This window comes from Pantoea anthophila (assembly GCF_006494375.1).
GTDB classification, from domain to species: domain Bacteria; phylum Pseudomonadota; class Gammaproteobacteria; order Enterobacterales; family Enterobacteriaceae; genus Pantoea; species Pantoea anthophila.
Map to the genome: position 1 here is coordinate 197,200 of NZ_VHIZ01000050.1, position 13,274 is coordinate 210,473.

The following is a 13,274-nucleotide window of genomic DNA, read 5'->3' on the forward strand; positions in this document are numbered from 1 at the left end:
ATAATATTCTTAATTTAGCGCAACCACACTATTGGCGATCTGCTGCGCCGTCTGCTGCCAGCCGGTGGCCAGCGTTCTGACCATGGCATCGTAGCCATCTTCAGTTTGCGGCAGGACAATATTAAATGCCTGTTTGGTCAGACGGCCCTGATGCTCCAGCGTCCATTCACCGCTGACAATCGCCTTGCCGTCGTAGCGCCCCTGAAAGCCTGTGATAGTGACATTCAGCGTGTCGTGCTGCGCGCCCAGCGGCGATCCGGCTACAAGACGGCCAGGCAGCGCCTTGCTCAGATTGGTGATCAGCGTCTGCTGCAGCTGCTGATCAAGCGGACTGGCCCAGAGGTTGTTGGCGGCAATGACATATTTGACGTCACTGGTCTGGTAGACCAGCCCGTTGCCGGCCAGATAATCCGGCACCGTCACCTGCTGCACCCACAGCATCGGCTGAGCTTCGTTCATCTGGCTGCTGCTGACCTGCATGGAAGCCGCCCCGGAGGGCAGCTGATACCAGGTATTGTCAACGCTGCTGCTGCATGCGCTCATCACCAGCGCGGCACAAAGTATCAATCCTTTTTTCACTGTTTCGCCCTCTTCGGCTGGGGATCCTGTCCCGGTTTCGCCTCAAATACCAGCGCATTGCTCTTGGTGTTGAGTGTCCTCAGTACCGGCTGAAGTTCACGCAGCACCTGATCCAGTCGTTGCATATCCCCGACCAGCTTACTGTAAGCAGGCGAACCGGGCTGCAGTCCTTTCATGCTGCGATTCAGCTCACGCAGCGTCTGCTGCAGATCTTCCGGCAGGGTCTTCATTGCCGGACTGGCGGTCACTTTGTTGATATTGTCGATAGTGCGCTGCAGATCGCGCATCGTCTTCTGACTCTCTTTCAGCGTACCGGTCGCTTCATTGACCATGCCGTTCAGAGGCAGGCTGTTGATCTTATCCAGGGCCGCCATCAGTTTCTGCTGAATCTGGCTCAGTCCGCCGCTGACGGTTGGGATCACTTCATAGCCTGAGACTTTCTGCGGGCCTTTGTAGGCTGGCGCATTGTCATAGAAGTCGAGATCGACATAGAGCGCACCCGATAGCAGGTTGCCGGTTTTCAGCGTGGCACGCAGGCCACGTTTCTTCCCATCCTGCAGATGCTGCTCCAGATCGAAATTCTCACCCAGTCGGCTGATAAAGCGATCCGGCTCAATGCGAATCAGCACCGGAACGCGGTAATCGTTGTTCAGTGCCTGATCCAGACCCGCTTTCATCAGCGGTGCCTGTGACACGGTACCGAGGCGAATGCCGCGGAATTCAACCGGTGCACCAGCCTGCAGACCGCGAATGGAGTCTGAGAAGAAGAGCACATAGTCGACGTGATTGGTGTAGAGCGAATCCTGAATGCTGCGCTGATCGTCAAACAGATGATAGTCGGCATGATTTGTCGCCGCTTCACCCAGATCCCAGCCATCCGGCACATCGAAACTGACGCCGCCACTGAACAGCGTGGTCAGCGATCCCATTTCGACCCGCATGCCTGACGCGGACATATCCACGGCGATGCCGCTGTCTTTCCAGAAACGCACGTTGGTGGTCACCAGGCGGTCGTAAGGCGCGGCGATAAACAACTGATAGGTCATCATGCGTTTATCGGTGTCAAACGAACTGGTTTCCACTGTACCGACCCGGTAGCCGCGGAACAGAACCGGATCGCCCGGATTAAGCTGACCGGCTTTTTTGCTGTCCAGTATGATGCGGATGCCTTTGGCATCCGGTGGCGCCAGCGGCGGAGCATCCAGCAGCTTGTACTGCTCAGGTGCCTGGTTTTTCGTGCCGGGCTGCAGTTCGATGTAGGCGCCTGACAACAGCGTGCCAAGGCCGCTGATACCTTCACGGCCCACCTGCGGTTTCACTACCCAGAACACGCTGTCGCTGTGCAGCAGCTTGTCCATGCCCGCGTTGAGGCGCGCTTTAATTTCCACATGATGGAGATCGTCGCTTAGCACCGCGCTTTCCACCACACCGACATCCACGCTGCGGCTTTTAATGGTGGTTTTACCCGCCACGATGCCCTCAGCGTTTTCAGTAATTAATGTCACTTCCGGCCCCTGATGGCTGAAGTGATAGAAGAGGATCCATCCGCCGATAAGCAGCGTGACGATGGGGACAATCCAGACCGGCGACCAGCGCTTAATCTGTTCCACCTTTGCATGGCCGTGGTTAGTTTCCGTCAAGGCGCGACTCCTTCATTGTATTTTCACGTGCACGATCCCAGAGTAATCGCGGGTCAAAGGTCATGGCAGCGATCATGGTGATGATCACCACCATCGCAAACAGAACTGCCCCCCACGCGGGATACACATTCATTAATTGCCCCATACGCACCAGCGCAGAGAGCACGGCAATCACAAACACGTCGATCATCGACCAGCGGCCAACAAACTCGACCACTTCATAAATCTTGTGCATTTTGTGGCTGTCCCGCCGTCCGCGTCCGCTGGCATCCCAGCAGAGCCAGCCAATTGCCAGCATTTTCAGCGTCGGCACCATGATGCTGGCAATAAAGATCACCAGCGCCACCGGATAGGAGCCATCAGCCCACAGCACAATCACCCCCGCCATGATATTGGAGGGATAGGCGCTACCCAGCGTCTCCGTGACCATAATCGGCATCAGGTTAGCCGGAATATAGAGCAGCACCGAGGTGAGCAGCAGCGCCAGCGTCCATTGCAGGCTGTGCTTACGCCGGGCCTGCGCCTGGACGCCACAACGCGGACAGGCGGGCTCATCCGCAGGCAGAATGGCGGTGCAGCAGGGACAGGATCGCAGGCCCTGCGCCAGGCCACTGACGCCCACCTCGGGCTCATGCGGCAGTGCGGGTCGGGGTGAGAGGCGATCCCACAGCGCACGCCGATCGACGCACTGAAAGGCACGCAACTGCAGCAGACAGAACAGAACCCAGGGCCAGAAGCTGGTTTCCAGTCCGATTTCACCATAGGCCATCAGCTTGACGAAGCTGACCAGCACGCCAGCCATGAAGATTTCTGACATGCCCCAGTTGCGCAGATGAAACAGGATTCGGGCGAGACCGACTCTGAGCGATGTGGGTAACGGTATCGGATTGACCAGCAGAAGGATGGTTATCATGCAGAAGGCGGGAACCGCCTGCACGAACAGCAGAAACAGCGTGGCGAGGCTGCTGTAATCTTCCGACACCATCACTCTGGGTATCTGCATCAGGGTGATCTGGCTGGTCAGCCCGGCCACCTTCATGGAGACGAATGGAAACAGGTTCGCCAGCACCAGCATAAACAGCGCTGCCAGCGCGTAGCCCGTTGGTCGTTTACGCGGTTCATGCCAGTTCGCCGTCAGAGCAGTGTGGCAGCGCGGGCATGATGCCCGGCTGCCAACGGGAATGTCCGGCAGCCTGATCGTTAAATCGCACTGTGGACAGAGCATCCACGCGTTACTTTTCACTGCTGAACACATCCGCTAGCCCTGCCCTACGCGCCGTTTTTCAGTGACTCAAGCTCTTCCCAGCGCGCAAACGCGGTTTCCAGCTCCTGCTCGGCCTGAGCAAGGTTATCCAGCACCGGTTGCGTCTGATCGTGTGGCTGACTGAAGAAGTCCGGATGACTCATCTTCGCCTGCAGTTCACCGATGCGCGCTTCAAGCTGCTCCAGTTTTTGCGGCAATTGTTCCAGCTCACGCGCCAGATTATAGCTGAGTTTATTCACGTTACGCTTCGCCTCGCTCTTCTCTGCGGCGGGCTTCGCGGTGCTGGTTGCCGCTCTGGCTGGGGCTGAGGCCTTGTGCTGCCGGTAGGCTGCACGCTGCTGTTGTGCATCGTGGTAGCCGCCAACAAAGGTGCCAATCTCGCCATTCCCTTCGAAAATCCAGCACTCGGTCACGGTATTATCGACGAACTGACGATCGTGGCTGACCAGCAGTACTGTGCCCTGATAGCCATCAATCAGCTCTTCCAGCAGTTCCAGCGTTTCGACGTCGAGGTCGTTAGTCGGTTCATCAAGAATCATCAGGTTGCTGGGACGCAGGAACAGACGCGCCAGCAGCAGGCGGTTACGTTCACCACCAGAGAGCGCGCGCACCGGGGTCATGGCCCGTTTCGGGTGGAACAGGAAGTCCTGCAGATAACCCAGAACGTGGCGCGGTTTGCCGTTGACCAGGACTTCCTGCTTGCCTTCGGCCAGGTTGTCCATCACGGTGCGATCCGGGTCCAGCTCCGCACGGTGCTGGTCAAAGTAGGCCACTTCCAGCTTGGTGCCGGAATGCACGCGGCCATGATCGGCCTTAAGCTGTTGCAGCATCAGGCGCAGCAGTGTGGTTTTACCGCAGCCGTTTGGCCCGATCAAAGCAATCTTATCGCCACGCTGCACCTGGGAAGAGAAGTCCTTCACCAGCACTTTGCCATCGACCGCGTAATCGACATTTTCCAGCTCAAAGACAATTTTGCCCGAGCGGGAGGCTTCACCCACCTGCATGTTCGCTTTGCCCATCACTTCACGGCGCTCAGAACGCTCGCGACGCAGGGCTTTCAGCGCACGCACGCGACCTTCATTGCGGGTACGACGGGCTTTAATGCCCTGACGGATCCACACCTCTTCCTGCGCCAGCTTGCGGTCAAACTCCGCGTTCTGCATCTCTTCGACGCGCAGCGCTTCCTCTTTACCCGCCAGATACTGATCGTAGTTGCCCGGCCAGGAGACCAGTTTGCCGCGGTCAAGGTCGACGATCCGCGTCGCCATGTTGCGGATAAACGAACGGTCATGGGAGATAAAGACGATGCTGCCGCTGAAATTCTTCAGGAAGGTTTCCAGCCAGTCGATGGTTTCAATATCCAGGTGGTTCGTCGGTTCATCCAGCATCAGAACGCGCGGATTGCTCACCAGCGCACGGCCCAGCGCCGCTTTACGCAGCCAGCCACCCGAAAGCGATGAAAGCTCGGTATCGGGCTTCAGGCCAATCTGCTCCAGTACATCATGGATGCGGCTTTCCAGCTGCCACAGATTCTGATGGTCAAGAATGCTCTGCAGACGCGCCATCTCATTGAGGTTTTTATCGCTTGGATCGTCCATTACCAGATGGGAAATGGCGTGATAGGCTTTCAGATGCTCTGCCTGCTCTTCAACGCCTTCAGCCACGAAGTCATAGACCGAACCGGTAATATTGCGTGGGGGGTCCTGTTGCAGACGCGCCACGACCAGGTCGGTTTCATAAATAATGCGACCATCATCCAGGGGCTGTTCACCATTGATGATCTTCATCAGGGTGGATTTACCTGCACCGTTACGGCCGACCAGACAGACGCGCTCGTTCTCTTCGATATGCAGTTCGGTGTTGTCTAGCAGCGGCGCATCGCTGAAGGAGAGATAGGCGCCGTGGATACTGATTAATGACATGTAATCTTATTCCTTACCGGCGTGTGTGATCAGCCAGCAGTTGTGAATGTGTCGGTTGCGCGCGAAATCCTGCGACTGCGTTTTCTGGGTAATATCCTGCGCCTGCAGGCCCAGAGATTTCAGGCCATCCATGTCCATTTTAAAACCGCGTTTGTTGTTGGAGAACATGATGGTGCCGCCGCGACGCAGCAGGCGCTTCAGGTTACGCATCAGCATCATATGATCGCGCTGAACGTCGAAGCTCTCTTCCATACGCTTGGAGTTGGAGAAAGTTGGCGGATCGATAAAGATCAGGTCAAAATTCTCATCACTCTCATGCAGCCAGCTCAGGCAGTCGGCCTGCATCAGACGGTGCTGACGACCGGTCAGCCCGTTGAGACGCAGGTTGCGTTCCGCCCACTCCAGATAGGTGCGTGACATATCGACCGTGGTGGTAGAGCGTGCCCCGCCCAGACCGGCATGCACACTGGCGGTGCCGGTGTAAGCAAACAGATTCAGGAAATCTTTACCCTTGCTCATATTACCGAGCATTTTGCGGGCAATGCGGTGGTCGAGGAACAGACCGGTATCGAGATAGTCGGTCAGGTTCACCAGGAAACGCGCATTAAACTCTTTAACTTCGAAATAGTCGCCCTTCTCACTCAGCTTCTGATACTGCGCTTTGCCCTTCTGGCGTTCGCGGGTTTTCATAATCAGACGGTCTGCAGGCAACGCCAGTACGGTGAGCGTCGCACTGATCACATCGAACAGGCGCTGACGCGCTTTGTTGGGATCGATGGTTTTCGGTGGCGCATACTCCTGGATAATCACCCAGTCAGCGTAGCGGTCAACAGCCACGTTGTAGTCTGGCAGATCGGCATCATAAATGCGGTAGCATTCAATGCCTTCCTGACGCGCCCACTTCTCCAGCTTCTTCACGTTTTTACGCAGACGGTTTGCGTAATCTTCCGCAATCTGCCCGGCGCTTTCGCTGCTGTTCACCGCGAGCTGATAGTTTTTCTGCACGCAATCCAGCGGGCCGTTTTTGGCTTTAAACTGACGGTCGGCGCGCAGCTGCAGGCAGCTCAGCAGCTCAGGTGAAGCGCTGAACAGGGAAAGCTTCCAGCCGCCAAAATGCTGTTTCATCAGGCGTCCAAGCTGACTGTGCAGCGCGATCAGCGCCGGTTCGCTCTCCAGGCGCTCACCGTAAGGGGGGTTGCTCAGCACCGTGCCGTGAACCGCCGCATCCACCGGATTGGTCAGCTTCAGCAGATCCTGCTGTGCAAAGGTAAAGAGCTCTTCCACACCCGCACGGCGGGCATTCGCCTGCGCCCACTCCAGCACCCGGCCGTTCGTGTCATAGCCAAAGAAGCGCGCCTGCGTATTCGCCGTGCCGGTGCGGGCACGATTATGCGCTTCGTTTTTCACGTCCTGCCACAGCGCAGCATTAAACTGGCTCCAGGCCATAAAGCCCCAGTGACGGCGCAGCAGGCCAGGCGCACGATCGCAGGCGATCAGCGCAGCTTCAATCAGCAGCGTACCTGAACCGCACATCGGATCGATCAGCGGGGTGGATGGCTCCCAGCCAGAACGCAGCACAATCGCCGCCGCCAGATTCTCTTTTAACGGTGCCTGACCGGTCTGCTGGCGATAGCCACGCTGATGCAATGAACTGCCGCTCAGATCCAGCGCGATGCTGGCGCGATCGTCATTCAGCCAGACGTTGATACGGATATCCGCCTGCTCACGATCGACATTGGGACGCTCCAGATTCTTACGGGTAAAGCTGTCCACAATGGCATCTTTGACTTTCAGCGCACCAAACTGGCTGTTGCGAATCGAGTCATTGGTGCCGCTGAAATGGACGACAAAGGTTTTGTCGCTGCCGAACATGGACGGCCAGTCCACGCCCTGCACACCCAGATAGAGATCGAGGTCGCTATAGACACCAAACTCTCCCAGCGGCAACAGGATGCGTGATGCTAAACGGCTCCACATCAGGCTTTGGTACATGACGCGATCGTCGGCTTCGTAGTGAACGCCTCCCTGCACCACTTGCAAATCCTGCGCGCCCAGCGCGTCCAGCTCACTTTTTAACAGCTCTTCGAGCCCACGCGCCGTGCTGGCAAACAGAGAATTCATATCGTCACTTTTTAACTCTTGAGAAAATTGTCGCGCATTATAGCGAATCACAGACCTATGTCATAAAGTTAGCTTCTTTTGTCTTGCGCGTCGGGTTTCAAGGAGAACACCATGATCACGCTTTCCCGCTTATTTATTCATCCTGTGAAGTCGATGCGGGGGCTGGCACTGTCACACGCCCGGGTTTCTGGCAGCGGGCTGGCTTTTGATCGTCTGTTTATGGTGACGGAACCTGACGGCACCTTTATTACCGCCCGGCAGCATCCGGAGATGGTGCGCTTTACACCCGCTATTTTACCTGAGGGGCTGTTACTGGAAGCGCCTGACGGCAGTCACATGCTTATCCGCTTCAGCGATTTCGGGGAGCAGGAACACCCGACCGAGGTCTGGGGCAATCGCTTCGGCGCACGCATCGCCCCGCCCGCCATTAATCAGTGGCTGAGCCAGTTCTTTCCCCGTGACGTCCAGCTGCGCTGGGTCGGACCTGAACCCAGTCGCCGGGTCAAAGCATTTGACCATGTCCCGCTGAGTTTTGCCGATGGCTATCCGTTTTTGCTGGTGAACACCGCCTCGCTGCATGACCTGCAACAGCGCTGCCCGGCCAGCGTACGTGCCGAACAGTTTCGTCCCAATCTGGTCGTGAGCGGTGCGGCTGCATGGGATGAAGACAGCTGGGCGGAGATCCGGATAGGTGAAGTCATCTTTGAAGTGCCGAAACCCTGCAGTCGCTGCGTGCTGACCACGGTCAGCCCCGAAACCGGACGCAAACATCCTGCCGGTCATCCGCTCGCCACTCTGCAGACGTTCCGCAGCGCCCAGGATGGCAGCGGGGATATCGATTTTGGCCTGAATCTGGTGGCCCGTAATCAGGGTGTGGTACGTGCCGGTGACGAAATGGTGATCCTGAAGCGCCATGCTCCGCGCCTCTACGGTGCCGGAGAGGTCATTGAGACGCTGAAACCGCAGCCGCAGACCCCTGATGATGTGGCTATCACCTTTCAGGGACAGACCTTCCGCGGGGATAATCAGCAGGTGTTACTGGATCAGCTGGAGATGCAGGGATTTCGTATCCCCTACTCCTGTCGTGCGGGACTGTGCGGCAGCTGTAAGCTGAATCTGGTGTCGGGCGAAGTTAAAGCGCTGAAAAAAGGCGCCGTACGTCAGGACGGAACGCTGCTGAGCTGCAGCTGTATTCCGGCAGGCGATGTCGAACTGAAATAGTCAGACCGCGCGGGCATAGCGCGGCGCGACATCCTGATACCAGGGCTGCAGGCGGTCGTTCATCACCTTAATGGCATCGCCGAGCACCATATTTTTGCCAGCCAGCGTCAGCGCTGGCTGAGCCAGCAGGCAGAGCGCCGCGTTACTGCCGCTTTCAACCACCAGCAGACGCGCCTGCGTTCCCTCTTCTGCCAGCGTAACCTGCACCATCTCACCGGGCCGCGGCTGCATTGCCGGGGCATACGCGGTGAAGTGCCAGCTTTTCGGCATCAGCGGTTTCAGGAAGCGCGCGGCGACCAGGGCATTCAGCACCAGTTCAGCGCGATGGCTGCCACTGAGTTTGCACTGACGGCAGGTCTCTTCAAAGGTGTAATAGAGGGCGGCATCATCAACACAGAAACCCGACTCTGAGAACGCATCGGGCGTCAGCATTTTGCGGGAATAGCGGGAGCGAAAAAGCATACCGTCTGCCAGGTCGAGCATCATTCGGTCGTGGCTGTGGTCAAAATACCAACGCCAGTTATCGTCGGGTTTAATGTTCATCGTCTGCCCTGTCTTTTACCGCTGCGCCATACGTCACGCAGAATTCAGCGAAAATAGAATATAAGGAAAAGCTGAAAAATCGTGCAACAGGACAAAATATAAACGAGCCGAGGGGATAAATAAACCCCCCGGCGAAGCATTGTGAGAATTGTCTTAGAGATGTGTGACGATATCTTTAATTAATCCTGGCCCCTGATAAATAAAGCCTGAATAGATCTGAACCAGCGTAGCCCCTGCCGCAATTTTTTCACGCGCAGCGGTCAGAGAATCAATGCCGCCTGCGCCGATAATCGGCAGGCGTCCCTGCAGTTCCTGTGAGAGGCGCTGAATGACCGCCGTGCTGCGCGACTGGACAGGCCGTCCGCTTAAGCCACCGGCTTCCTCAGCATGCTTAAGCCCCGTTACCAGGGAGCGATCGAGCGTGGTATTCGTAGCAATCACGCCATCAATCTGGTGACGTACTAAACTGTCCGCTACCTGAATTAACTCCTCTTCAGAGAGGTCCGGAGCAATTTTTACGGCCAGCGGAACATATTTGAGATGACGCTGTTCCAGCGCTTTTTGTTTCTGTTTAATGGCGGAAAGCAGATCATCCAGAGCCTCACCATATTGCAGTGAGCGCAGACCGGGAGTGTTAGGTGAGGAAATATTGATGGCGATATAACCGGCGTGGGCATACACCTTTTCCATGCAGATCAGGTAATCCTCTTTTCCCTGCTCAACCGGCGTATCTTTATTTTTGCCGATATTAATCCCCAGTACGCCGTTAAAACGCGCTTTTTTCACGTTTTCGACCAGGTGATCGACCCCCAGATTATTGAATCCCATGCGATTGATAATCCCGCCCGCTTCAACCAGTCGGAACATGCGCGGCTTATCATTGCCTGCCTGAGCGCGCGGCGTGACGGTGCCAACTTCAACAAACCCGAAGCCCATCGCCGCAAAGGCGTCAATGCACTCCGCGTTTTTATCCAGGCCCGCGGCCAGGCCAAGGGCATTTTTAAAGGTCAGTCCCATACAGGTGACCGGACGCGACGGCAGATTCTGGCGATAAAACCGTTCCAGCGGGGTGCCATTCATAAAGCGCAGTTGCTGAAAGGTGAGTTCGTGCGCGCGTTCGGGGTCGAGCTTAAACAGCGCCGGTCGGACGATAGGATAAAACATGCACTCTCCTGAAGGACGGAAGCAATCGTGAAAGTCGGTGCACGGGAAATTGTGCGCCAGAATGGTAAAGTGCTCTGGCGCAAAAGTAAATCGAAGGGCGGAAAGGCGGAAAATTAAGTGAGTTTGCTTTGATCTTACGCAGCGGAATCGTTTACGGGGCGATTTTCCACCTGAGAGGGAAAGAGATATTCCCGCAGGATACCGTGACGATGCATGATGCCAAAAATGCCGAGGCAGACAAACGCTTCCGCACCCACCATCGACCATGCCGCGCCGATTGCGCCAAACTTCCAGGCCAGGAAACAGCAGAGCGGTACGTTAATCACCCCCGCCGCCATCATGACCCACATACGCTGGCGCGCCAGACCGTGTGGGATCAGGATCTGTAATCCGGCCGGATAGGCGATGTTGCCAAACAGGAAGCAGAGTACGAAGACGCGCAGCACATCCGCCGACGGAATAAAGTCTTTACCCAGTAAAATCGAGACGACCAGGTCAGCAAAAAACCAGGTAAAGATGACAATCGACAGACTCAGAGAGAATGAGAGCAGCAGACTTTTGCGTGTTGCGGCAATCGCGGCGCGTTTATCCCGGCCAAACAGGTGGCTGACGCGCGGAAAGAAGGCGCTCCCGATCTGCTCCGGCACGGAGTTTGCCGCTTTACGCAGGCGATCGGCACCGTTATAGATCCCCACCATATAGGTAGAGGTAAAGGTCGCCAGGATCACCACGTTGACGCTGTTAAACAGGTTGGCCCCGGCAATGGCAATAAAGACATCCATGCTGTCGGTGATGCGCTGTTTAATTTCACGCGGTTCAAAGCGGTAATGGCCAATGACTTTCATCTCCAGCACAAACTTCAGCGTTATCGCCGCACTAATCATAGAGACGACGCCAGGGATCAGCGCAGCCAGCCAGGTGTCCTGCGGAGATTTCACCAGCAAAAAGGTCAGCGGAATGGCGCAGAAATTACCGAAGGTGGCGATAACTGCGGTTTTGCCCAGCTTCTCAAAGCCCTGCATCAGCCAGCCAAAGGAAAACAGCGAGCCAACCAGCGTCGTGCAGTTCGCCAGCACAATAAAGAACAGTGAGTGCCAGGCGGGATTAAACCAGGTGGCGGTGAGCAGCGTGCCACTGGTCAGCAGCAGCAGCATCAGCTTGGCGTTAAAAGTGGACCAGAAGAGCTGACTGACACGCTCCTTGTCGTCACGATGGTGAGCAATATCTTTGGTGGTAAAGACATTGAATCCCCAGTCGGAAATGGTGCTGCAATAGAGCACGCAGGCGATCGCCAGCGCCAGCGTACCCATCTGTTCTACCCCCAGAACACGGGCCAGATAGGGCAGCGTAGCCAGCGGAAACAGAAACGACGCGCCGCGATACGCCAGCAGCGAAAAAATATTAATAATCAGACTTTTATCGAGTACTTTTGCCATGACGCAACAACCTTATACACATTGCATGTCTCACCTTCTCATTTCGCTAAGGCATAAACAATATCGCTTCAAATTTTTCAGAATCCGGCTGCTTTACAGGATCAGGCGGCGCGACTGAGCTCTTTTTTAACTTTGTAATGCTGTAACGCAATAAAGAGTTCAGGGCGATTGAACAGTAGCCACTCCTTGACGTTTTCTGTTTTAACATTACGGCCCAGGAAGCGGATGGCATTCAGGACATATTCCGGCACGGCGGTACCATTATAGAGTGACAGATAGATCATCAGGCGAAACGAATGAACTAAATAGGCTTTCTCCAGCGAACTGCGCCAGGCGGATTTCGTGACCGAGCTGTTTAACGTACTGTAGGCGTGCATAAAAGCGTTATAGCGCTGATAGAAAAACTCATTACTTTTGGTACTGTTGGTCAGCGAGCCATTACGGATACGCTGTTTATAATAAACCTGACGGCTGACCCATGCCTGCTGACTTTTTACAAACACGGAGAGCGTGAAGTTGTGATCTTCATGAACGCGTCCAACAAAGCGTAATTTATGCTGCTCGACAATTCGCTTACTGACAATATAACTCCAGGCCGCCGAGGTATATCTGCCGTTTCGCAGCAGATGCAAAAAGACCTCCTGCGATTTTTGCTGGCCAAAAATTTCGTGTCTGACTTTAGGTGAGGTGACATCAATCTGCCCATCCCGAAAAACGCAGGAGTTGAAACAGAACAGGTCGGTCTCCGGGTGCTGTTCCGCGACCGCCGCAAGTTCCGCCACCAGCCCATCAACCACGACATCATCCGGGTCGCAGAAAAAGAGGAACTGGCCTCTGGCCTGCTCAATGCCCACATCGCGAGCACGACCGGCGCCGCCGTTTTCCGTAGTAATTATTTTCACCTGAGAAAGATGCGCATAATTCTGTTCAAGTAAGGCCAGCGTTCCGTCGGTGGAGCCATCATTCACAATGAGAATTTCATTGGGAGATTTAACCTGGCGCAATAAGGAATCAACGCACTCGACAATATATTTCTCAACGTTGTAGGTTGGAATAATTACGGATAACAGGATGTCAGACATAGGTAATTCTCAGCTGTTAAAAATAACAAAACGATTCACCTGCCTGATGCAGGTCCTGACCAGAGGCGAAGCGATGAAAAGAGTGAGAGGCTGATATTCTGTTTCTTTGATTCAGCCCGATTATCTTAAACCGGCTTCGTAAAAAAAGACCAGTCGTAAAAAATATCTTAACGTTTCACAGGACTATCACTGTTAAAAGACGTGCATCAATATCCTGCTGAAATGTTAAAACCGTTGAGGATTGATTTAAATACGGCTGATAAAGCAGACGTAACCAGATTCGGGAATCTGTAAGCGAACGT

The 13,274-nt window shown here is 55.3% G+C and carries 10 protein-coding genes; 1 reads left to right on the plus strand and 9 read right to left on the minus strand.

From position 1 onward, the window contains the following. Window positions 1-9: 9 nt before the first annotated feature. Genes pqiC through rlmKL form a run of 5 tightly spaced genes read right to left on the minus strand, consistent with a single transcriptional unit; the run spans window position 10 to window position 7,526 of the window. The gene (gene pqiC, locus FJW00_RS13170) at window positions 10-579 is read right to left on the minus strand and encodes a membrane integrity-associated transporter subunit PqiC (RefSeq protein WP_009091049.1); all 570 of its coding nucleotides are present in this window, start codon (window positions 577-579) and stop codon (window positions 10-12) included. After that, the gene (pqiB, locus tag FJW00_RS13175) at window positions 576-2,219 is read right to left on the minus strand and encodes an intermembrane transport protein PqiB (protein ID WP_009091050.1); all 1,644 of its coding nucleotides are present in this window, start codon (window positions 2,217-2,219) and stop codon (window positions 576-578) included. The genes pqiC and pqiB overlap by 4 nt, the downstream gene beginning before the upstream one ends. Further along, a complete protein-coding gene (pqiA, locus tag FJW00_RS13180) occupies window positions 2,206-3,474 on the minus strand; it encodes a membrane integrity-associated transporter subunit PqiA (RefSeq protein WP_140924395.1) in 1,269 nt (422 codons plus the stop codon). Before pqiA ends, pqiB begins: the two co-directional genes overlap by 14 nt. Window positions 3,475-3,488: 14 nt before the next feature. Further along, window positions 3,489-5,405, minus strand: a complete 1,917-nt coding sequence (locus FJW00_RS13185; RefSeq protein ID WP_058957434.1) for an ABC transporter ATP-binding protein — start codon at window positions 5,403-5,405, stop codon at window positions 3,489-3,491. A gap of 6 nt (window positions 5,406-5,411) precedes the next feature. Next, on the minus strand, window positions 5,412-7,526 hold the full coding sequence (rlmKL, locus tag FJW00_RS13190) for a bifunctional 23S rRNA (guanine(2069)-N(7))-methyltransferase RlmK/23S rRNA (guanine(2445)-N(2))-methyltransferase RlmL (RefSeq protein WP_140924397.1): 2,115 nt from the start codon (window positions 7,524-7,526) through the stop codon (window positions 5,412-5,414). Window positions 7,527-7,637: 111 nt separating this feature from the next. Between rlmKL and FJW00_RS13195 the strand changes: the two genes are divergently transcribed. Further along, complete coding sequence (locus tag FJW00_RS13195; protein WP_140924399.1) at window positions 7,638-8,747, plus strand: YcbX family protein; 1,110 nt, start codon at window positions 7,638-7,640, stop codon at window positions 8,745-8,747. Here FJW00_RS13195 and FJW00_RS13200 read toward each other — a convergent pair whose 3' ends face one another. From FJW00_RS13200 to FJW00_RS13215, 4 genes are all read right to left on the minus strand, one after another. After that, window positions 8,748-9,290, minus strand: coding sequence for a cell division protein ZapC (locus FJW00_RS13200; protein ID WP_140924401.1), 543 nt, complete (start codon window positions 9,288-9,290; stop codon window positions 8,748-8,750). A gap of 153 nt (window positions 9,291-9,443) precedes the next feature. Beyond that, the gene (pyrD, locus tag FJW00_RS13205; RefSeq protein ID WP_111208088.1) at window positions 9,444-10,454 is read right to left on the minus strand and encodes a quinone-dependent dihydroorotate dehydrogenase; all 1,011 of its coding nucleotides are present in this window, start codon (window positions 10,452-10,454) and stop codon (window positions 9,444-9,446) included. 134 nt (window positions 10,455-10,588) lie between these two features. Next, window positions 10,589-11,890, minus strand: coding sequence for a flippase (locus FJW00_RS13210; protein ID WP_009091062.1), 1,302 nt, complete (start codon window positions 11,888-11,890; stop codon window positions 10,589-10,591). A 101-nt stretch (window positions 11,891-11,991) separates the two neighbouring features. After that, window positions 11,992-12,972: a glycosyltransferase family 2 protein gene (locus FJW00_RS13215; protein ID WP_140924403.1), complete on the minus strand. Its 981-nt coding sequence runs from the start codon at window positions 12,970-12,972 to the stop codon at window positions 11,992-11,994. Window positions 12,973-13,274: the final 302 nt, after the last annotated feature.